The 21,048-nt window shown below is 62.8% G+C and carries 12 protein-coding genes, 2 tRNA genes and 4 pseudogenes; 8 read left to right on the forward strand and 10 right to left on the reverse strand.

What is annotated here, in order from left to right; translation table 11 throughout:
• Window positions 1–148 precede the first annotated feature (148 nt).
• Together QF036_RS16575 and QF036_RS16580 are read left to right on the forward strand one after the other, a co-directional pair.
• Entirely contained in the window at window positions 149–1,846 is a 1,698-nt protein-coding gene (locus QF036_RS16575) for an HNH endonuclease (protein ID WP_307103605.1), read from the forward strand.
• Window positions 1,847–1,960: 114 nt separating this feature from the next.
• Window positions 1,961–2,512: a DUF1697 domain-containing protein gene (locus QF036_RS16580; protein ID WP_307103607.1), complete on the forward strand. Its 552-nt coding sequence runs from the start codon at window positions 1,961–1,963 to the stop codon at window positions 2,510–2,512.
• Window positions 2,513–2,565: 53 nt separating this feature from the next.
• On the opposite strand, the gene QF036_RS16585 is transcribed toward QF036_RS16580, so the two are convergent.
• The 5 genes from QF036_RS16585 to QF036_RS16605 form a co-directional block, all read right to left on the reverse strand.
• Entirely contained in the window at window positions 2,566–4,149 is a 1,584-nt protein-coding gene (locus tag QF036_RS16585; protein ID WP_373460165.1) for a GTPase, read from the reverse strand.
• A 26-nt stretch (window positions 4,150–4,175) separates the two neighbouring features.
• Window positions 4,176–5,960, reverse strand: a complete 1,785-nt coding sequence (locus QF036_RS16590) for a dynamin family protein (protein WP_307103611.1) — start codon at window positions 5,958–5,960, stop codon at window positions 4,176–4,178.
• Window positions 5,961–6,050: 90 nt separating this feature from the next.
• Window positions 6,051–7,493 carry a hypothetical protein gene (locus QF036_RS16595; protein WP_307103613.1) on the reverse strand — a complete coding sequence of 481 codons (1,443 nt, stop codon included), beginning with the start codon at window positions 7,491–7,493 and terminating at the stop codon, window positions 6,051–6,053.
• 419 nt (window positions 7,494–7,912) lie between these two features.
• Window positions 7,913–7,985 (reverse strand) — tRNA-Glu (locus QF036_RS16600).
• Between the two features lie 129 nt (window positions 7,986–8,114).
• A tRNA-Gln gene (locus QF036_RS16605) sits at window positions 8,115–8,186 on the reverse strand.
• A gap of 915 nt (window positions 8,187–9,101) precedes the next feature.
• Between QF036_RS16605 and QF036_RS16610 the strand changes: the two are divergent.
• A pseudogene (locus QF036_RS16610) lies at window positions 9,102–9,835 on the forward strand (IS30 family transposase); the annotation flags it as partial.
• Between the two features lie 14 nt (window positions 9,836–9,849).
• Here QF036_RS16610 and QF036_RS16615 read toward each other — a convergent pair.
• Window positions 9,850–11,052, reverse strand: coding sequence for an IS110 family transposase (locus QF036_RS16615; RefSeq protein ID WP_307103616.1), 1,203 nt, complete (start codon window positions 11,050–11,052; stop codon window positions 9,850–9,852).
• Window positions 11,053–11,290: 238 nt separating this feature from the next.
• Here QF036_RS16615 and QF036_RS16620 point away from each other — a divergent pair.
• The 3 genes and pseudogenes from QF036_RS16620 to QF036_RS16630 form a co-directional block, all read left to right on the forward strand.
• Window positions 11,291–11,583: pseudogene (locus QF036_RS16620) on the forward strand (IS30 family transposase); the annotation flags it as partial.
• Window positions 11,584–11,644: 61 nt separating this feature from the next.
• A complete protein-coding gene (locus QF036_RS25390; RefSeq protein WP_373460166.1) occupies window positions 11,645–12,136 on the forward strand; it encodes a transposase in 492 nt (163 codons plus the stop codon).
• A gap of 108 nt (window positions 12,137–12,244) precedes the next feature.
• Window positions 12,245–12,415, forward strand: a pseudogene (locus tag QF036_RS16630) (IS30 family transposase); the annotation flags it as partial.
• Between the two features lie 386 nt (window positions 12,416–12,801).
• Here QF036_RS16630 and QF036_RS16635 read toward each other — a convergent pair.
• From QF036_RS16635 to QF036_RS16645, 3 genes and pseudogenes are all read right to left on the reverse strand, one after another.
• Window positions 12,802–14,466: a hypothetical protein gene (locus QF036_RS16635; RefSeq protein ID WP_307103618.1), complete on the reverse strand. Its 1,665-nt coding sequence runs from the start codon at window positions 14,464–14,466 to the stop codon at window positions 12,802–12,804.
• A 611-nt stretch (window positions 14,467–15,077) separates the two neighbouring features.
• A pseudogene (locus QF036_RS16640) lies at window positions 15,078–15,900 on the reverse strand (leucine zipper domain-containing protein); the annotation flags it as partial.
• An 84-nt stretch (window positions 15,901–15,984) separates the two neighbouring features.
• Entirely contained in the window at window positions 15,985–16,206 is a 222-nt protein-coding gene (locus tag QF036_RS16645) for a hypothetical protein (protein WP_307103620.1), read from the reverse strand.
• Between the two features lie 889 nt (window positions 16,207–17,095).
• On the opposite strand from QF036_RS16645, the gene QF036_RS16650 reads away from it, so the two are divergent.
• Both QF036_RS16650 and QF036_RS16655 read left to right on the forward strand, forming a co-directional pair.
• A complete protein-coding gene (locus QF036_RS16650; RefSeq protein WP_307103622.1) occupies window positions 17,096–17,692 on the forward strand; it encodes a hypothetical protein in 597 nt (198 codons plus the stop codon).
• A 956-nt stretch (window positions 17,693–18,648) separates the two neighbouring features.
• Window positions 18,649–19,458, forward strand: coding sequence for a hypothetical protein (locus QF036_RS16655; RefSeq protein ID WP_307103623.1), 810 nt, complete (start codon window positions 18,649–18,651; stop codon window positions 19,456–19,458).
• Between the two features lie 292 nt (window positions 19,459–19,750).
• On the opposite strand, the gene QF036_RS16660 is transcribed toward QF036_RS16655, so the two are convergent.
• On the reverse strand, window positions 19,751–21,010 hold the full coding sequence (locus tag QF036_RS16660) for a nucleotide sugar dehydrogenase (RefSeq protein WP_307103625.1): 1,260 nt from the start codon (window positions 21,008–21,010) through the stop codon (window positions 19,751–19,753).
• Window positions 21,011–21,048: the final 38 nt, after the last annotated feature.

Genomic DNA, 21,048 nt, shown 5'->3' on the forward strand with positions numbered 1-21,048 from the left:
ACCAGATCAGGGCGTTCCCAGCGCTGGGAACGCCCCCTGCTGCTACCCAGTTTTCGTTCTGAGATGGATCTAAAAAACTTTCAGACCTCGCCCACATCTGGTGCCCGACCTATCCTTTAATGTCAGTGGGCATTGGCAGACTGTGTTCATGGAAGGCAGCCGGATTTCAGCACTGACAGGAGCGGCGCCGCGCGGCCGCGTTGTGCGGTCTGCTGCGGTTCCGGAGTTGGCGGTCCACGGGTTGGCCTACGACGATGACCCCAACTTCGTGCACGCCGACGACGTTTCTCCTGAGGATCCTTTCGCCGACGCCCTGATTGCTGACGATGACTTCCCGAAGGACCCGTTTCCCGAGGCACTGTTTGCTGATGTCCTGTTCAACGGCGGCCGTGCCTCCGGCGGTGGTACACCTTGGCTGAGTATTAGAGACCGGAGCGCGGCAGCAGCTGTCCTTTTGCGGGCCGACCTCACCGCCGACAGTGCCGGGCTGATCGACCAGGTACGCGGCTACGAGGACTTCAAGTGCTGGGCTGCCGGGCAACAGGCGCGGCTTGCGGTTGCCTTCGAGATCCGGCACCGCGAGGAACACGTCGATGATGCGGCGCAGGACGGCCCTGGGCAGGCCAGTCCTAACCCCCTAGCTGCGGAGGATCTGGGCAAGAAACGCCCCAAGGAACACAGCATGGGCGCCGCTGAGCAGATCGCGCTGGCCCGGGGCGAGTCCCCGCACCGCGGCGGCCGGCTGCTCGGCATGTCCAAGGCCCTGGTCAAGGAGATGCCCCACAGCCTGGCCGCCCTGGACACCGGCCAGCTCAATGAAGAGCGCGCCATGTACGTCGTGAAAGAAACAGCGTGCCTGACCGTAGCCGACAGGACCGCCGTCGACGAGGAACTCGCCGCCGACACAGGAACCTTCAACGGCGCCGGAACCCGGACAGTCATTTCCGCAACCCGGGCCGCCGCCACCCGCAGGGACCCCCGTTCCATCGTCCAGCGCGCCAGCCACGCCGCGTCGGAGCGGTCGGTGAGCCTGCGCCCCGCCCCGGACTGCATGACCTACCTGACCGCACTGCTGCCCGCCGACCAGGGCGTCGCCGTGTACGCTGCGCTGACCCGGCACGCCGAGACCCTTAAGTGCGACGGAGATCCGCGTTCCCGGGACCAGATCAAGGCCGACACCCTCGTCGAACGCACCACCGGCACCCCCGGCGGCATCACCGGCATCGAGATCAACCTCGTCATGACCGACCACACCCTCCTCCAAGGCGACAGCGAACCCGCACGCCTCACCGGCTACGGCATCGTCCCCGCCGCCTGGGCACGCAACCTCCTCAGCCAGGAAGAGGCCCAGGGACAAGGAGAGCATGGGCGCCTCCAGCCAGCCCATTCCGGCTCAGGCGCATCCAGCTCAAGCCCTTGCGGGTCAACCACCGGCCAGAAGGATCCGCTGAAGGAACTGAAGATCTGGCTCCGGCGACTGTACGCAGTCCCGGACACGGGTGACCTGGTCGCCATGGACTCGCGACGGCGGCTTTTCCCGGCACCGTTGCGCCGCTTCATCCAGATCCGGGACGAGACCTGCCGCACCCCCTACTGTGACGCCCCGATCCGCCACCACGACCACATCATCCCCTGGCACGACGGCGGTCCAACCAGCGTGGCCAACGGTGCGGGACTGTGCGAGGCCTGCAACCACACCAAAGAACTCCCCGGCTGGAAAGCCCAACCCAGACCAGGCCCAAGGCACACCATAGAACTCACTACACCCACCGGCCACACCTACCGATCCACCGCGCCGCCACTGCCCGGATCCGGGTTGCGTGAAATACGCCATTCCGAACAGTGAGGTGCGGGGCCGTAAAGCGGCTAGGGCGGGCACACCGCTGTCTGCGACTTCTTCGGTTCGCCTGGATCGTTAAGCCAGCGGCAGCGACCGATGAGGCCTTTGTAGTCTGGGCGCATGACCAGCTACGCAGTGTTCCTCCGCGGCATCAATGTGGGCGGCATCAACATCAAGATGGCGGACCTTAAGGAAGCCCTGAAGGCGGGACCGTTCGCCGGAGTGAAGACGCTGCTGGCCAGCGGCAACGTGGTGCTGGCCAGCGATCTCGGCCCTGCCGCCGTCAAGAAGGAATTCGAGGCAACCCTGCGGAAGTCGTTCGGCTACGACGCCTGGGTGGTGGTGCTGACAGCGGACCGCGTAGCCGAGCTCGTGGCCGCGTGCCGCTATCCCGCCGACGACAAGAGCACGCACACATATCTCACCCTGGCCTCGGACACGGCTGCGCTGGATGAGCTGTTCACCACGGGCAAAGCGCTGGACGGCGCGGAGCAGGAGCGGCTGGGTCCTGAGGCCATGGCCTGGCTGGCGCCCGCCGGCGGTACTCTCGAAAGCCCGTTCAGCAAACTGTCCGCCAAGCCGAAGTACAAGGCCTCCACCACCACACGAAACCTCCGCACCATGATCAAGGTCCGGGACGCCGCCGCAGCCCTGGAGGCTGCAGCCGGCTGACGGGCCGGAGGACCACCCTGTGACGAGGACCGGCAGCTGCGGTGCACCAAGAACTATCCTGCGGCGGCCCGCAGCGCCGCGTTGAACGACTCCAGGCGACGGACCTCCGCCTCCACCGGTTCCACCACAAGCCGGCCCGCCACCTCTGCCACGGCAGCGTTGAGCCGTTTCCTGGCCCTCGCACCGCGGCGGCGCGCCACGCCGGCAGAGATGAATTTGGCCGTCACGGCGAGCAGGATCCCAAGCGCAGCTCCGCCGGCAATCAGCAGGGTGGGCACCGGCCAGCCTTCCACCCGGGGCACCTCCGGAACGGGCAGCTGCAGGTAACCGAGCCCGGCCAGCACACCAAGCCACCCCAGCCCTGCCACGGCGGCGAGCAGCGCCAGCCATTGCACAACGTTGAACGCACCCCACCACCAGGACTTCCGGCCCGCAGCGAGGTCCGTCCTGGCAATGGTCTGGTCAAGGGCATCAGGCAGCCGGTCCCTCCCCGTCCGGGCCGCGGCGCGGATTGATGCCTGCCAGGGCCCGGGGGCACCGTCACTGGCGGCGTCTGCAAACTGGCGGACCGCAGCATCGCTCCGCGCACGCTCCGGGGCTCCCGCCGGCGGCAGCGACGTCCGGTTCACCTCGGCGCTGGCATTGCGTCGCAGGTTGAGCCGGCGGAGCGGATCTGGCCTGAAGCGGACCAGCCACCGCGTCACCGGCCAGCCGGTGCGCCGGGTGGACTCGATCCGGTAGGACGCGGACACCGCATCGGCCACCAGGGGCACGTTGGCCGCCGTCGCCAGTTCATTGGCAAGCCGCCCTATGGTCCCGCCCTTCACGCCGGCGGCTTCCCCGCGGCCCGACACTTCCTCCAGCTGCGCCGCCGCCTTGGTCACGTCCGCGGACAGCCGCAGCGACTGCGCCTCCCGCTGCGAAACCACGCGGCGGATGGCAGCCCGGACACCGTCCACTCCCGCTCCCGTCAGCGCGGACGCCGCCAGAAGCTGCACCTTGCCCAGTCCGTCGCGGGCCAGGATCCCCCGTAGCGACTCCAGCACGGGCTCCACATCCCCTGCCGGCAGCCTGTCCACCTGGTTGAGCACCACCAGCGTGACGGCCCCGTGTAACGCCAGCGGAGCCAGGAAGCCGTTATGGACGGCGTCGTCGGCATACTTTTGAGGGTCCAGTACCCAGACCAGGACGTCCACCATCCCCACCAGCCGCTGCACGATCTCCCGGTTCGCGGTGCGGGTTGAATCGAAGTCGGGCAGATCCAGCAGGATCAGCCCGGTATCCTCGTCGGCAAACCCGTCCACGGGATCTGCGAGGTGGCGGGCGCGGACATCCAGCCAGTCCAACAGCGGCTCGCTGCCGTCGGCTCCCCACACACTCGCCAAAGGTTCGGATGTCGTGGGCCGGCGTGCCGCCGCCGTCGCGATTTCGGCGCCGTTCACGGCATTGAACAGGGTGGATTTTCCGCTTCCGGTCGCCCCGAAGAAGCCCACCACCGTGTGGTCGGCCGAGAGCGCCCGCCGCGACCGGGCACGTTCCAGGACCCCGAGCACGTCCTCGAGGGCGGCGTCGGGAAGCACCCCCTCGGCCAGCTCCCGGGCCCTGCCCAAAGCTTCGAGGCGGCCTTGCAGCCGCATCTCTTCCTTCGCCCTGCCCCGGCGGTTCACGTGGCGTCCGCCAGCCGCGCGAGTGCCTGCGCATGTTTGGCGAGCCCGGCCGCGGCCTGCCCGGCTTCCGGTTCCAGCCGGTCCAGGAAGCGCTCCTGCTCGGCCGCCAGCAGGCTTCGGCACCTGCCGGCCAAATCGTCATGGGCGGTACGGGCGAGCCGGCGTACGGCGTCCTCGCCAAAGACTGCTTCGAGCAGTTTCTGGCCCACGACGGCGGTCCCTCCGGCCACGCCGATCTCAAGGCCGGTCAACCCCGCAGTCATGGAGAAAACCACAATCATCAGTGCGGCGCCGAGGCCGTTGATGCCGAAGGAGAGCCACCGTGCCTGGGTTCGCTTGTCCTGCCCTTCGGTCCTGATCAGTTCCATGAGGCCAGCCTGCCAGTCGCGTATCTCCGCCGCCACGCGGTCCCCAAAGCCGGGGCTCGCTCCCGAGAGGTCGTCCGTGCCCAGGAGCTGCCGGCCTGCCGGATCCGAGCGCCAGCGCTGGTCTGCGTCCTCTGCCGCCTTGGCAGCCTCATCCAGGATGACGGCCTGGAGCCCGGTTTCAATGGCGGTTTCCACTTTCACTGCGGGCGCAGGCTCGCCCCGGAAGAATGCCCCCAGCCGGTCGCGGAACCGCCCCACGTTCTGCTCCAGGCTCCGGAAGAACTCACCCGTTCCCACAAAGTCCTGCCAGCGGGCCAGGACCTCGCCACGCAGGAGGGCACCGTCCTTGGTGGCATCGATTATCCGGGTACCCGCGTCCTGGTAGGCGGCCCGTACGTCATCGCCCAACAGGGTGGCCGCGCGGCCCTGCTCCTTGGCAGCGTCGACTATGCGTCCCATGCGTTGGCCAAGTTCCCGCACGGCGCCGTGCAGTGTCCGCCTTACGATGTCGGCGCGGGCGGCAGCGTCGTCGGCAAGGCCGCGGAGCCAGGCTTTTAGGGGTTCCACGGTTTCCGCAGGCAGCATCCCGGAGCTGCCCAGGGCAACTTCCGGGATGACGAACAGGTGGGCGGCACCGAGGCCTTCCCTTGCCAGCATGCTGCGCAGATCCTCGCTCACTTCGGCTTCCGCCGCCGGGGGCACGCGGTCGAGGACCACCGCCACCATGATGTCCCTCGACGCCGCGTTCAGCAGAAGCTTCCAGGGAACGGCGTCAGCGTAGCGGTTGGCGGTTGTCACAAAGATCCAAAGGTCCGCTGCCGCCAGCAGCTGCCCGGCGAGCCTGCGGTTCTCGTCGGAGATGGAGTCCACGTCCGGAGCGTCAAGCAGTGCGATGCCCTCGGGCACGGCCGGATCGCCCACGAGGACCAGTGACGAGACGGGCGCGGTGTCCGTTGACGTTCCGGGTGGACCGCCGGGCGCAGGCGTGACCCCGGCCGGGACGACGGTTCCGCGGATCCGGCTCAGGCCGGGCAGAACCCGCTGGTCATCGAACCAGTCAGCTTCCGAGGGGTGGTGCAGGAGGATGGGCTGGCGCGTGGTGGGCCGGATGGCTCCGGCGCGTGTAACTGCATGGCCGACGAGCGCATTGACGAGCGTCGATTTGCCAGCACCCGTCGAGCCGCCGACGACGGCCAGCAGCGGAGCGTCAAGGCTGCGGTAACGGGGCAGGATGTAGTCATCGAGCTGGGCCACGGAGTTCCGGATCTCCAGCCGCGCCTGGTCAGCCGTCGGCAGGGCCAGTGGCAACGAGACGGTTGCCAAATCGCGGCGGACCTCCTCCAGGAGCCGCACGCCGGCAGACGGCGGTTCGACTTCCTGGCCACTGTATGGCGGGGTCCGGTTGGAGGTCACAGCTTCATCATGCCAGTTCTGGCCCGCGGAGGTGCCGCAACTGCGGTGCCGCTCAGGCTCAGCACTCTGAACGAGCAGAGCCCGCCCAACCTACCCCTGCTTCGAATAAGGAGCGTCATTTTTCGCGCCCAGTGCGTTCGTAACGCCTACGGTGTAGTGGCTCCCCGGCATCAGCGTCGTCCTCCCTGCGTTTGCCGTGACCGACTGCAGGAGCGGGTTCATGCCCTTCTTTTTGCCAGAACCTGGGTCATATCCGGTGGCGGCTACAACCTTGGACTGAACCTTCCCTGCGCCGTTCGTCCACCTCAGCTGAATCTTCGCTCCTCTAAGGTTGAAGCCGGTAACCCTGACCGCACCGGTCTTAGCGTCAAAGAACGTGTCTGTCATCACCGGGGTGTATTCGCCGGCAGCCAGCTGCTGTTCCAAAGGGCGTCCAGTCCCAGCGCACGTGTAGTAGGAATCCCACATGAAGGAGATGACCTTCTGTGGCGGGTTACCGATCTGCTGCAGTTGGCGGTCGATGCGCGTCCGGGTCGTCTGTCCCCTGACGTTGGCGTCACATTTGTTCTTGCCTGTTGCGGGCGCCATTCCTTCCAGGTTGGCCCACAGGACCGCGCCGGTGCCGGCCACCCCTCGGGCCGCGGCAGCAAAGTAATCCCGGTTCGGTGCCAGGTACTTGCTCCCCCAGGTTCCCGCCCCTACCGCTGCCGCTGCGTAGGAATCAACAGGAGCCCGCGACTCGTTGCCGAAGTAGGCTCCCCCTTTCCCCGTGCCCATTCCGTCTTGAACTGCGATAGACAGGGCGACCCCACTGGCGGTCAGTGCAATAGCTCGCATTGCCGCCCGAGCTTCCGCGGGCGTTGTGTGGCCGGCGGCCGCCGTTCTGGCGTCCAGGTAGGGACTGACGACGGCGGCGCGGCCGGGCATGGCTTTCCGGATCGCCTGATTTTGGATCCGGTACAAGGTCAGCACGTCGTTGAAGGTCGGGCTGGTGCTGAGCGGCATCTCCGTCGAGAGGTAAAAACCGGCCAGTGCCGAGACATTGTTGGTCTTCGACTGGTGCTGCAGAAATCTATCCGTGAACTGGCTGAAGGTGACCCGGTAGGAAAGGTCCGGGAGGTAGGACGCGTCCTTGCGGTTGGCCGGGCTGGGCATGCCGGCGTAGAACTTCATCCCGCGCGCCGTTGCCTCGCGGGCCAAGGAACCCGAGGCACTCGCCGAGCCTTTGCTGCCGCCGCTGACAACAACCACGTCGTAGCGGCCGGTAAGCGAGGTGCATCCGGTACCCTCGACCGGCAGAACCAAAACCGTAAAGTACTTCCTGTTGCTGGTGATGACCCGGTCCCGGGGGCACTTCTTGGCATCGATGCCCCAATGGCTGGAGTCCGAGTACGCAAAGACCCGGTTCAGCCGAACACCGGCGGTGGCGGCCTGCACGCAATTGACCGAGCCTATTTTGCAGTCCGCCGGAACGCCCTTCAACGGCACAGGCACCAGCCGGGAGCCGAAGGTGATGACGGTGTCGCCGCCCACCGCATGAATAGCCGACAGCTTTCGCGAGTTTTCGTCATCCTCAACGCTGGCGCGAACGAAGAATCCACTTACGGGAAAGACAGGCGGCTCTTGGGGAGGAGCTGTAGCGGATGGAGTCGGATTGGGCTCCGCGATGTGGCTGGAGGGACCCGGTGAAGACTCTGTCGGACTCGGACTCGGACCATCTAAGCCAGGCACGCATGCGGACACCACAACAGCCATGGTCGCTGCCAGCGCCGCAAGCAGCCCGCGGACCCTGCCTTTTGTGGAACCCGGATGATTCCCTGCTGCTTGGAGCATGCACATCCTCGGCTCCCGTTACTGGCATGATTGAGACAGAGTGGTCCCTCGTTGGCATGGACGCAAGGCCAGCATTAAAAAGAACCGGCCCCGGACTGATGCCCGGAGCCGGTTACTCGTGACCCCAGCGGGATTCGAACCCGCGTTACCGCCGTGAGAGGGCGGCGTACTAGGCCGCTATACGATGGGGCCATGTACTTTCCGATCAGCATTCCTGCCGATCAAGCCAAGATAGTGTTTCACAAACTTGGCGTTGTTCCAAATCGATGAATTTCGATTCGCAACACCTGAAACTCCACGGGAACCCGCGGAAATCAAGCGCTGGGATACCAGGACTCGAACCTAGAATGACGGTACCAGAAACCGTAGTGTTGCCAATTACACCATATCCCATTGACACTTTCGGGCCGGTCGAAAAGGCCTTAACCTTTCCTCCGTGCCCCTCAGCACGAGTAATTACTCTACCCGAGAGTTTTCGTTGGCACAAATCGAGCCAGCAGCACTAGCGACAGAGCCCAGCTGGCACGCCACAGCGGCCCAACACGCGAGAGGTCACTTCTTGGGCTAGCCTCCGACGAGCGGCAACTAATCATTCCATCCGGCGCCCGGAACCCCACCGCCCCTGCACCGTCCTCGCTCCGGATTGCAGGAGATCCTAGGCCAAGTTGGCCCTCCACCCACAGAAGCGATTTTCACCTCGGGCGAACCGAGCGGCGGTGGCCAACCGCCCACTCCTGCGACCCGCACACCGTCACTCGGCTCAAGCAGCAGCGAGTGCCAGGAACCGCCCACGCGTCGTCTCAAGGATCCTCGAATGTCCCGCGCGGAAGACCGGGTACCCGGCACACGGCCAGCGAGGCATGGCGGAATGTCCGTACGACGGTCACGGAAGCGGGGGCCCTGGTGGCATGAGCTTTGCCACTACCACGCCTCAAGCTCATCGCCCGGGGCATGTCACCGTTGGCCGTGGCGCAGCGCTTGGGGCACAAGGATGCCACCGCAACCCTTTGAAGGCGCGCATATTGGCCGGACAACGACGCCCGGGAAGCCGCCATCACGAATGGTTTGGTGCGGTTCGATGCCCTTGATTTGCCCCGTCACCTAGCGTGAAAGCGATGCTGGTGAAGCATATTGCAAAACCCGGCGTATCGGTCAACCCATCCACTCATTATGGCCGTTCGCCCCGTAATTCCCGGCCAGAACGGCGTATTCGCGGGGTTTTCGGCGGTCCCGTTCAGGCCTATTTGATCACACTTAATCGTCTTATGGTGGAGGCAGGTTCAAGGGGTCGTTGCAACACCTGAGTGTTTGGTGGGTGTTGTGGGACGTTTTGGTCGGCCTGAGGTGTTGCGTGAGGTTGGGCGGGTGTTCTGGGAGGCGAGGTCTTCGGGGTTGTCCGATGAGATGGCCGCGGAGGTTGCCGGACTTTCCGTTACGGCGGCACGCGGGATCGTCCGTCAGCATGGTGGGGTGGATCCTTCGATTACGCCCCCGTGCGGGCGGTACCTGTCCTTGATGAGCATGAGCTGATCGCGGTGTGGCGGGCGGAAGGGTGCAGCGTGCGGGAGATCGGCCGTCGTCTGGGCCGGAGCGCGTCCACGATTAGCCGGGAGCTGGGCCGGAACGTCCGCAACGGGGGCCAACGCCCCTATCTTGCGTCCGCGGCCCAGAACCGGGCCCAGAAGCTGGCACGGCGGCCCAAGGCCCGGAAACTGGCATCCAACGAGGCCCTGGCGCTCTACGTTGCCGGGATGCTGACGGCCCGTGAGCGGCTGTCCCCGGAACAGATCAGTGTCCGGCTGCGGATCGATTTCCCCGATGATGAGAGCATGCGCATCAGCCCGGAGACGATCTATCAGTGCATTTACATTCAAGGGCGCGGAGGGCTGAGAGCCGAGCTCTCTGCGGCCCTGCGGACTGGCCGTGCGGTGCGCCAACCAAACCGGCGGGCCGGGATGCGGAACGCCCTGGTCCCAAAGGAGCTGATGATCAGTGAACGCCCGGCGGAGGCCGATGACCGGGCCGTTCCAGGACATTGGGAATCTCAATGTTTCTGTCAAGCAGCTTGAGTGCTGATTCTTGGCATTGGTTCCTGGTAGGCGGTGTAGTCGCGGAGCATCGCCCAGAGGACGTTGATGCGGCGCCGGGCCAGGGCGATGAGAGCCTGCTTGTGGGACTTTCCCTTGCTGCGTTTGCGGTCGTAGTAGGTTCTGGAAGCGGGACTGTTTTTCAGGCTGGAGAGCGCGGCGAGGTAACAGGTCCTGAGAAGTCTGCGGTTGAAGCGGCGTGGCCGGTGCAGATTTCCGCTTATTCGTCCGGAATCGCGCGGGACGGGAGCAAGCCCCGCGACACTGGCAAGCCGGTCGACGGAGTCGAACCCGTCCAGGTTGCCGCCGATGTTAGCGAGGAAAGTGGCTGCGAGAACAGGTCCGAACCCGGGCATGCTCAGCAGAACGTCGGCGCTGTCGTGCTGCCGGAACAGGTCCGTGATCTGGGCATCGACGTCGGCGATCTCTGCGTCGATTGCGCTGATCTGCTCGGCCAGCCGGACGACCAGGGCTGAGCCCGTGGATTGTGTTGGCAGGACGGTGTGCTGGGCGTTCGCGGCCTTGAGGGCTTTCTCTGCCATGGCGGTGCTGTTCCGGCAGCCGCGCTTTCTGAGCCATCCTGCGAGCCTGGTCAGTCCCGTCCGCCGGATGGCCTCGGCGGTCTGGTAGCCGCCCAGAAGGATCAGGGGCGCCTTCTTCGAGTAGTCGAACGCCCGCTCGAGGACCGGGAAGTACTCCAGCAGAGTGGCCCGGAGCCTATTGATTGCCCGGACCCGGTCACAGACTAAGTCCGTCCGCCGGGCGGTGAGGAGCCGCAGGTCCACGCTGATCTGGTCCGCACCGCGGACGGGCTGCAGATCGGTGCGCATGCGGGCCTGGTCGGCGATTATCCTGGCGTCTTTCGCATCGGTCTTGCCGTCGCCGCGGTATGTTGCTGCGGCGTGGTGCACGATCCGTCCGGGGATATAGAGCAGCTGCTGCGCGTGCGCGGCCAACAGCTCGATCAGCAGAGCGGCGCCGCCGGCGTTCAGATCCGTTGCCCAGCAGACCTCACGTCCGGCCGCGATCTCCGCGACCTTAGCTATGAGCTCGAGGAGCACGCTCTCGTCGTTTTCAACCCGTTTCGAGAGCAGCACCGTCCCGGATTGATCGATCACTACACAATGATGAGCCCTCTTGCCCGAGTCGATTCCCGCCCACACCGCCGGCATTCCTTGTCCCCCTTCTATCAGCTCCAATTCTTCGTGGCCCTGTCGATAACTACGCCGGCACGTCCTTACCCAACGATCAATGTCGTAAGTCTCAATCAGCGGTCGAGTCATCGGCGGGCAGCGGGCGGCCATTCCCAATGAGCCGTCCAAGCGGCAGGGAGACCTGTGCCATACCCGCCACCCGAGGGTGATCGAAACACTACGACAGCTCCGAAATCACCCACAACAACAACGTAAGGAGGGCGACCTGGTCATTGGCACCCCCGGCACCGGGGCGATCGGAACGCTCGTGGAACGCACCAGCCGCTTCGTGATGCTCCTGCACCTGCCCAACGGACACACCGGCGAGCAGGTACTGGCCGCCATCCAGGAAACCCTGCCCACGCTGCCCGCCCACTTGCGCCGGTCCCTGACCTGGGACCAGGGCGCGGAGATGGTCGGCATCCACGACCAGGTCAAATCGCCACCGGGGCAGCGGTCTACTTCTGCGACCCTCACTCACCCTGGCAGCGCGGCACGAACGAGAACACTGTGAGTATGAGAGGTGGCCCCGGAAGGGCTGATCCGGAAGGGTTAGGGCCGGCAGCAAGAGGTGACTCCCGAGAATACTGGCCACAACCACGCGTGCCTTCCGTTGGACCCGTGCACAGTCACCGCCGCGGCCGCCACGGTCGAACACCGGATCACGGTGCTGACATTGCAGTCGATCACCGCGCGCATACGGTTCCTGGGCAGCCAGCTCGCGGACATCGATCCCGAGCTGGCCCGCCTGATCCAGGAACACCCAGCCGGGCCGGCGCTACTCGCCGAACCAGGCGTCGGACCGGTCGTCGCGGCCCAGCTGTTGATCAGCTGGTCCCACCCCGGACGGGTCAGAAGCGAAGCGGCATTCGCCTCGCTGGCCGGAGTCGCACCCTGGAAGCCAGCAGCGGCCAACGCACCCGGCATCGCCTCAACCGCGGCGGCGACCGGACCGGACACTCAACCGAGCCCTGCACACGATCGCGATCACGCGCATCAGATGCCACGCAGAAACCCGGGCCTACGAAGCCCGGCGAACCCCTCAAGGCAAGACCCATCGTGACATCCGCCGGTGCCTCAAACGCACGCTTGACCGGCACCTTTACCGTGTTATGGAAGCCGCGGCAGCCTCTCGTTCGGTTCCCTCAGCGAGTTGACAAACATAGGAGCGTCCAACGGACTCCTCCACCAGTACTTCCCCAAAGGGATGGACTTCACCACCGTCACCCGCGAAGACCTCGATTACGCCGCCGCCGGACTCAACGGTCGCCTCCGCAAAACACTCGGCTGGAAAACCCCCGCGCAAGCACTCCAGCAAATACTGGAAGAATCAGCAGCATAGGACGTGTTGCAACGACCGCTGAAATCCGCCGGACCTTTTTGCCCATAAACTGCCCATGGCTTTTGCCCCTACTCGGGCAGCCTCTTGCACCATCGGATCGGCCGCAGCTCCTCCGGGCACTGGGTACTCGATGATGTCCCACTCCGACGCCGTCAGGCACCGGACGTTGGCCGTCGGCAGCCATGCCTGGTGGAACTGGCCCTCATCATCCGCCCACCGCACGTGGCCCTGCTCGGCTGACCAGCGGGACGCCTCGCCGAAGACGGTCACGGTCCGCCACCCTCGAGCGGCACCTCGGCCTCCACCCGCGGATCAAATGGAGTGTCTGGGGTCCCGGCCGAGTCAGGTACTCGTACTTCACGCCGTCTTGAGTAACACTGGCATCATCATTTGACGCCGGCCAGCGCTCCGATACTCAACGACCCTTGGTCAATGGTGAGGGTAAATCGATCCCGGCCGGTGTACACGCGGCCTTCCCGCACGAATGAAACGAAGCAGTCGTAATCCCCATCCGCGACGACGCGCAGGTTGATCCCTGCATGCCCTGGTGTGGAGAAGCTGGACCAGGCATAGGATTCAGGATCGAACGGTGCCGGGAGGGAGTCCGCCCGGCGAGGCCGGCTGGATCCCAACTGGAAGCTGACGTCCTCAGAATCATTCGTCAGAGTCAGTGCGAATACGCCATCGTTCCATGAACGCATCTCTTCACGCGGAACCGCGAAGACTCCGCGCACAAAGAGCACCGTCCCATCGGTGCTGAGGTCGGTGAGGCTGAACAGCGCGTCATCCGGCGCGGTGCCGTCCAGAGATAGCTTCGTGATTTGGGTCCGGGTTCGTGAAGCATCTAAATGGTAGGCATGCCCGCGGAATATGCCGGTGGCCTTCTGAGCGTCTCTCGCGGGCAGCGGGGCGGTGTGACGACCTGACGCGCTGACGAAAGATGCGGCGAGCTCGTATCGGCCGACGGGGAGCGTTCGCAGGTTCAGCTGCCGGTCGGAGGCATTCTTCAGCCCTGCCCACAGGTAGTCGCAGAAGAATCTTCCGTACAGCTTAGAGTTTAGAGTTCTGTCAGCCATAGCGTCGACTTCGAACTCTTGGCTTCCAGTTCGGCTCTTGAAGATTAGCCGTGGACGTTCTGCTGGTTCTTCTGCGAAGGGTTCGCCAAGTGCGGCGGCATAGGCACGGAACGACATGGTGTCGCCTTTGATTTGGATCCAATGGAAGCCGGCGACCGGCTCAGGCTTGTCCCGTTTCCGGGCGAAGTAACTCGCGGCGGTCGCACGGTCGCGCTCCCCGTTGCCATTTCGAACCATGCCGAAGCGGGGCGCGAGTCCTTCACAGAGCGCATAGAGCGTGCTGAGGATGAATGGGACGTTGTAAGGCGTAACCTCAGGGTGCGCCCTGACCAGCGTCGAGTCGGTGAGCAGGAGGTTGAAATTCTCATACCGAGAGAAACTGTCCAGGAGCGGCTCGATATGGACTTTGTATTCCGGATCAGCCTCTGAGCTGACGATGTAGATGTTTTTGTCCAGAGACTTGGGTACGGCCGCGAGCCGTGGGATGTACTCGTTGAGGGCCGATTCTGATGCTTCGGGGTCGTCGTCCGCCATGTAGGCGAAGGTGTCTTTGAGCTTCTGCCGGGTATAGGTCCCGACTCGGCTCTGGGGGACTGATGCCACGATATTCCGGTAGTCGTGGCTCAAGCCGAGATGCAACGCTGCCGAGCCGCCCTTGGATCCGCCGAGCAGGGTACAATCCGCGGCGGACAACCCTAGACGGTCCAGGGTAGAGTCTATGAGTGCGCTCACCGCGCCCTCGATCTTGAAGTCCATGGCGGCACACAGGTAGTACGAGTTCTGGCCGTCAAAAGAGTCCTTGATCCAAAGGACAGCGCCTTTGACATTGTCTAGGGCGTTCCCGTCGAAGCCGTAAAAGTCATGCTCGCCCTGCTGAACTCCGGCGAAGACCACAATCAGATGCTGCCGATCCTGCTTCGCCTGGCGCAGCTTATACCGGACGGTCACTCCGCGGTGTTGGTAAATCTCATCCATAAGCGGCTGCCCGCTCCTCTCGTGCACGCGGCTTACCGCAGCAAGAAGCCTAACGCAAGAAAAGCCCCGCATCACCGTGAGGTGGTGCGGGGCATGCGAGTCGAGTTCACCTGACTAGCACATGGGGCTATAGGGTGTTTCCGTGAGACGAACTACTGAGGACAGAACGATGACCATTAAGGGTGCCCTAGCTGCGGGCGCAGTATTGCTAACGATGTCCGGATGTTCATCAGGTCCAGCATCATCAGAACCAGCACCGTCCGCGTCCGAAAGCTCAGCGACCGCGCTACGCTTCGCGCCCGTTCTAAACGACACTCAGCAAAAATCTCTCGTATCCGAGGTCCGGCCCCTGGCTCCCCAGCTGGCCGAGGACAAGCTCATCTACAACTCCAGGTACGTTTGCACCCAAGCCCTCCGAGGCTCCAGACAGAAGAGCCTCGTCGCCACCGCTGACAGGCTGTTCACCACCGCCTCGGATCCAATTACCCCCGACGAAGCCGTGAAACTCGTTGCCGCAGTTCAGAAGAACGGCTTCTGCAAATAGCGTCCGACGAGGGTAGCGGCTCAGGTGCTGCTGCTCGTTCCGTGTTGCTGGCAATCGGCTTGGCCTAGGCCCATTCTGTGGCCAGGGGTCCGGTTGAAACGGTCGATCTTGCGGTTGGTCCACGGGCAGTGAGGTGCAATGAACCGCTGTTCCGCGGCGATCTGTGCTGCGGCGGCCTTGAAGGCGGCAGAGCGCCGGTAGGCGAATGCGTTGTCGGTGATGACGCGCTGGATTTTCCGGATGCCCTGCGCCTGGAAGAACGCGGCGCCTCTGAGGAGGAAGGCGGCAGCAGCCGCGCCTTTTTCGTTCGGGTGGATCTCGGCGTGGCCCAGCCGAGCGTGGTCATCGATGGGTGCATGGATGTAGTCGAATCCGATGCCGCGTCCGCGGACCTTCTCCCTTGGGCGCCAGCCCCCCGCCGTCAGGGATCCGTCCGAGTTTCTTGACTTCGACGTGAATCAGCTCGCCCGGGCTCTGGCGTTCGTAACGGATCGCCATTGACCGTGTGGCCCGGATGACCACCCCCGTCACAGGATCGCAGGCGGCCAGAGGCGGGAGCCCGCGTCGGGCGACGGTCCGCGAGATGGTTCATTCGGGGACGCCGGTGGCACGATTCAACCGCGCCGGCCCGCACCTGAACTCCGTCCCGGCCGCGATGACGGCGTCCTCTCGCTCCGTGCTGGTCCTCGACTGGACCCGGTGAGGACGACCGGATCTGTCGAAAAGACCGGACTCAGCCTCCGCACGGAACCGCTTAACCCAGCGGTGGGCGCACTGCCGGGAGACGCCCAGTTCCTTGGTGCCGTGGTCAACGGTCGATGATCACCGATCACGCTTTCAACGAGAAGAAATCTCCCATGAATGGTCAGACGGGCATTAGCGTGGGACATGAGGACCGCCGTGGGCCGTGAAGATGTCAGATACCTCCACTAAGCCCCGGGGCCCTCCTCACTTCAAGGCTTATGTCACCAACGTCATGTGCGCAGGACGTGCACGGCCGCGTAGATCCAGTCGATGAGGACGTTGCGCTCCGTGATCAGGGACTCGACCTTGCTGGCCACCTCGGTGAGGCGACTCTCGAGGTCTTCGATCTTCTCGTCGCGAGATTCCAACAGCTTCTCGAACCGGGCTATGAGGCGCTCGTCTGCCTCAATGCCGATCTTGCCGTCTTCACTGTCATCGGTGGGGTGCGCCACTTCATTCTGAAGGCGGTGATGAGGGCCGCGACCACAGCGCTAACCAGCCCTATCAGTGGCAGCAGCGGCAGGGGCATTCAACAGTAGGTCGGTTCGGGGTCCGCGTTGACGCCGCGGAGAGCGAGGTACAAGTCAGTCATCGGCCCTTCTCTCGTCAGGGCTACGCCCGGCGTATTCTCCGCGGGGTTTCGTGTATCGGTATATCACCGTTCGGGACTTGGCCGCGGTCATGATCATGATCATTCGCGGCACGATGGCGCTGCAGATGATGTAGGCGAATACGATGGCAATCCAGCGGTCGTGCCCGGACGTGACCAACAGCCCGATTTGTATCAGGCCGTACGTGGCGGGGCGGCCATCATCAGCCAGAGCCCGGTCATCTCCATGCGGAAGCCCCGGCGGCGGTTTCGTACCGTTGGGCAGACATCACCGGTCCCGTCGCAGGGACTAGAAACCCGGTGGTCGTGACCAGGCCCCAAGCCAGGATGAATCATGGTGCAGTGCTGGACTTAAGGTAAGCGACTTGGTGAGGGATGATCCACAGAAGCCCGAGCGCAGCGCTGAATGGACCCAGGCCCAATCAGTGCGGGCCAGACCGCTCAGCTCGGACCTGACGCGATCAATCATGGGTCCTCCTTGTGGACGCGACGCATGGTCTGGCCTTCCTTTTCGGGCTTTGTTGTTATGAGGCCCTCGGGGCGAGCAAGGACTTGGTGCAGAAACGGCCGGGATAGAATTACGGACATGACCCTCCCGAACGTTCTTGCAATCGGCCAGCTGCCGTATTCACAGGCCTCTGCGGCACCTGCACGATCAAGGCCTTATCAAGCTCGTCAACCGCGACCATCACCAGTGGTTCACCCACACAGCGGCGGCCGCCCGACAGTTCGTGGAAGTCACACAGGGCCGTAAGGAAGTTCCTGAGGCGCTTCGCGAAGCCGCCTTCGAGACAACCATCGGGTACGAAGCAGAGATGCAGGGCATAGTCACCGCCTACAACCTCTCAGTCGTGGAAGTGAGCACCCTGAAAGAGCACCGGGCCGATGGGATTGAGCTGAACGCGCACAAGGTCTACCACGCAGCACTAGATGCTGGCATCGAGTACCGACCTTTTGTGAACGGGGATGTATCAGCGCTGCCGGAGGGGCATCCGCTTGCAGCCCTGAAAGTTTCTCGTGCATCTGAAGAGTCGGTCGTCGAGGACGTCCTGGCTATCCAATCAGCACTAGGAGTACCTGTGTTGACCGTCGATCACCTGTACTACGAACTGGACGGCGCTCCGCTCGCAGAACGCGAGTCCCTCACGAACGTATTGAGGCGCGTGTCGGAGCACGAGGAAATCGGATTTCACTCGACGAAAGAGCTGATCCTGGAACACGGCCTCGAAGTTGCTTTGGAGGACAGCAACCACTACCGCAGTGCGTTCGAGCGCCTTGTTGCCGAGCGGATGCACGATAGCATCCGGTCCATGTACGCGCTTATGTAGCTGGTAGTATCGGCCAATGAACGAAAACCCGTGAGGCCTCCTAAGCGACGTCAAATGCGCGTGCGGATGAGCGTTCACGATGCTGGAAATGTCCGGCGATTGGGCTGACCACCAATGCGCGGCCAGCCCAACCCACAACGACTGGCTAGCGGGGTGCTCGTGCCGATGTTGGCGCTGAGCCTGTAAGTCGTCGCCGATTCGATGCGGATCTTCGCGCCGATTGAACCGGTTGACCCTTCGGCGCTCACGCCAGAGACAATCACGCGGTCACATCCCCCGCTGTAAACCCCGTAGCGGGAACCGGTAGCAATACCGCCAAGGATCGATACGTTGGCCGTCACCGCAACGATGGCATCCGCAGACGCTCCCAACATGCTCGGCCCGGCCGGAACGGGCAAAGCACACCTCGCCACCGGAGTGAGCCCGTGCAGTGTTCTTCGGAGGGGCGCCCCGGGACGTTCTCCCTTTTTTCATCTCTCCCAATTGCAACCCCTAATCGCTCAGGTGTTGCAACGACCGCTGGACACCAAGTCCAGGAAATGGCTCACTTTCCCAGCGCTGACGGTACTGCGGCAACCAGCCTACGTGCCTCCGTCAAGGCGTGCCATCATAAACGACACGCTGAGTGCTCAAGCCGAGACACCACTCCGGCCAAGCGCAAATTACCGGTGCCAAGCAACGCCGCCGCGGACGGCTGCACCACAATCTTGCAAGGGTTGACCACCTTTTGCTTCAGTGCAGTCTCGTGCCGACGTTCCTGCTTTCGCCGCTACGGTGTGATAAGTGACTATTTACGTTGGATAGTCAATGATTGTGGATGGAATAGTCTCTATCAGGTGCGACCCCGAAGCGAGCGTTGCCAACTTGCATTTACAGTGACATATGCTGGCCCCGCGTAGGCTCGAAGCAGAGCACATGTCGCTGCTAACGCGCTGCTCCGGTTAGGATTTCTATACATGAAAAATCTGCGAAGCTCCAACGAGTTCAAGCTGTTGGCACAGACAATAGCGGACGTCAATCAGTACAGGACCGTCTACTTCATACCTTCGCCAGGCAACTGGGGCGACGCCTTGATAAACACCGGCACCGTCCAGTTTCTGGATTCCATCGGCTGCAACTATGAAACACGTAGCCGTGCTGAGTTGCTTTACGAGATTTCTCAAGTTGGCGACGATAGCATTCTTGAATTGCTAGTCATAGTGGGCGGCGGCGGAGGTTGGTGTGAGACGTGGTTCTCCACGCGCGACTTTGTCAGTTCGATAGCCCCGGGGGTTTCGAGGGTTTTAGTTTTGCCAACGACCTATGCTTTGAAAAAAAATCCGGGTCCGGACGCCAATGTTATCTATTTTTCCAGGGACTCGAAGCTAGCCTCTAAGCACCTGCCCGAAGCGCTATTTTGCCACGACATGGCATTCTTCCTAGCGGCCGACGTCGAGCAGGAGCCCCACACACTTCCGCGTCTGGTTGCGCTACGAGCCGACCGAGAGCAATCGCCATCGGCGAAGAAATTCGAGTTTTCAGTGGACGTCAGCCTGTTGGGTGACGCTTTTAGTCCCGTCGCCCCACTACTTCAGATCGTCAGTCGCTTCGAGCACGTCGTTTCTGACAGACTGCATGTTGCCATCGCTGGCTGCCTTCTGAATAAGAGTGTAACGCTACTACCTGGCAACTATGAGAAGTCACGAGAAGTATTTGCGGCCTCCATTTCCCCGCACTTTCCACTCGCCCAGTTCCGGGAATGGAAGGACTTCGACTTCTGGCCCTAAAACGGGCAACGTCGTCCAGTTCCCCAGTGGGTTCCTCCAGACGGACGCCCGACGGGCGGGTCTTGAAGCAGCCGATGCAGTTCAAGCCCGCCCGTCTGAGAGAAAATAAGAGCCGCCATTCAGTCAGTCTCTCTGGGTCCGCTGTCTGGCAGGGGCACACCTTGCCCGGTCCGGTCGCCGACCGCGCCGAGCCATTGACCCTTGCTTTCTCTGCCCGGCATCGAAAAATACAGGGGCCTGCGCGCTATTCAGAGAAGCAGGGTGTGTAATTTCTCGCCAGACGAACCGAAGACTACAGTCGGTGAGCCCCGGCCCCCCGTGCGCCACCGCGCGTGTCAAAGAAACGGATGCTTGTCGCAGCAAGGGCATCTACGTCATATTCAGTGTGCGCCTGCAGGAGAATTACGACGTCGGCCTTCTTGACAGCTTGGTCGTAATCTGTTTCGGAAATAAGGCTGGTATTGGCGTACTCCCACTTAGAAACAAACGGATCGTGATAGCGGACCTCCGCTCCCCCACGCTCCAATATTTCTGCGATTTCAGTAGCTGGAGACTCCCTCTGATCAGCAACATTGGCTTTATACGTCACTCCCAAGAGGAGAATAGAGGAACCACGCAAGCTTCTCGAATCAACGTTTAAAAGCTCTTGAACGCGCCGAACAATGTAGCCAGGCATGGAGTTGTTAATTTCTTCGGCTAGCTCAACGAATCGGAATGGGTACTTTAGCTGCTTACGAACCTGGTAGCTAAGATAGTTCGGGTCGATAGGTATGCAGTGTCCCCCAACCCCGGGACCAGGATAGAACGCTTGAAAGCCGAACGGCTTAGTTTTGGCGGCATCAATCACGTCCCACAGGTCTATGTCTAGCTCGTGGCAGAACTTTGCCATTTCATTAACCAAGGCAATGTTAATGTGCCGGTAGGTGTTTTCTAAAAGCTTCGCCGTTTCCGCTTCACGCGCGCCCTTAACCGGAACAACAGTATCAACGAACCTTGAGTAGAAATCCACCGCCCTGCGGGTGGACTCTGCCGAGACACCCCCCACTACCTTAGGAGTATTCTTGAGCCCGTATTTTTCATTACCGGGATCAATACGTTCCGGCGAAAAGGCAAGGAAAAAGTCAGAGTCCAACGACTTGCCGGCGGCTTCGATAATCGGCAAAACTATGTCATCAGTTGTCCCAGGGTACGTTGTGGACTCGAGAACGACCAGCGCGCCGGGCGACAACCGTGGGGCAAGCGAACGAACGGCTGATTCCACTGCGGACAGATCTGGTGAGCCAGCATCCCCTAGAGGCGTTGGAACGCAGATAACAATGGTCCGGGCAGCAGACAGGACTTCAGCGTCAGAGGAAGCTCGATACCCAGCCGCGAGCATTTCTGACAACTCCGAGTCGGAAATATCACCAATGTGGGAAATGCCCTTGTTGAGGTTCTCGACTGTTTCTCTATTCAGTTCTAAGCCCACAACCGATAGGCCCGACATGGCGGCATACTGCGAGACGGGTAGGCCGACGTACCCCTGGCCAATGACAACTAAGTCGTAAGACATGCTTTCCTTCACTTTTACCTCTACTCAATGACCGAATC

Source organism: Arthrobacter globiformis, from assembly GCF_030817195.1.
Classification (GTDB): domain Bacteria; phylum Actinomycetota; class Actinomycetes; order Actinomycetales; family Micrococcaceae; genus Arthrobacter; species Arthrobacter globiformis_D.

Excerpts from the sequence above, each read along its gene's own strand:
- QF036_RS16575 (WP_307103605.1), top strand. The coding sequence starts at position 149 with ATGGAAGGCAGCCGGATTTCAGCACTGACAGGAGCGGCGCCGCGCGGC.
- QF036_RS16580 (WP_307103607.1), top strand. The coding sequence starts at position 1,961 with ATGACCAGCTACGCAGTGTTCCTCCGCGGCATCAATGTGGGCGGCATC.
- QF036_RS16585 (WP_373460165.1), bottom strand. The coding sequence starts at position 4,149 with ATGCGGCTGCAAGGCCGCCTCGAAGCTTTGGGCAGGGCCCGGGAGCTG.
- QF036_RS16615 (WP_307103616.1), bottom strand. The coding sequence starts at position 11,052 with ATGCCGGCGGTGTGGGCGGGAATCGACTCGGGCAAGAGGGCTCATCAT.
- QF036_RS16635 (WP_307103618.1), bottom strand. The coding sequence starts at position 14,466 with ATGGATGAGATTTACCAACACCGCGGAGTGACCGTCCGGTATAAGCTG.
- QF036_RS16655 (WP_307103623.1), top strand. The coding sequence starts at position 18,649 with ATGAAAAATCTGCGAAGCTCCAACGAGTTCAAGCTGTTGGCACAGACA.
- QF036_RS16660 (WP_307103625.1), bottom strand. The coding sequence starts at position 21,010 with ATGTCTTACGACTTAGTTGTCATTGGCCAGGGGTACGTCGGCCTACCC.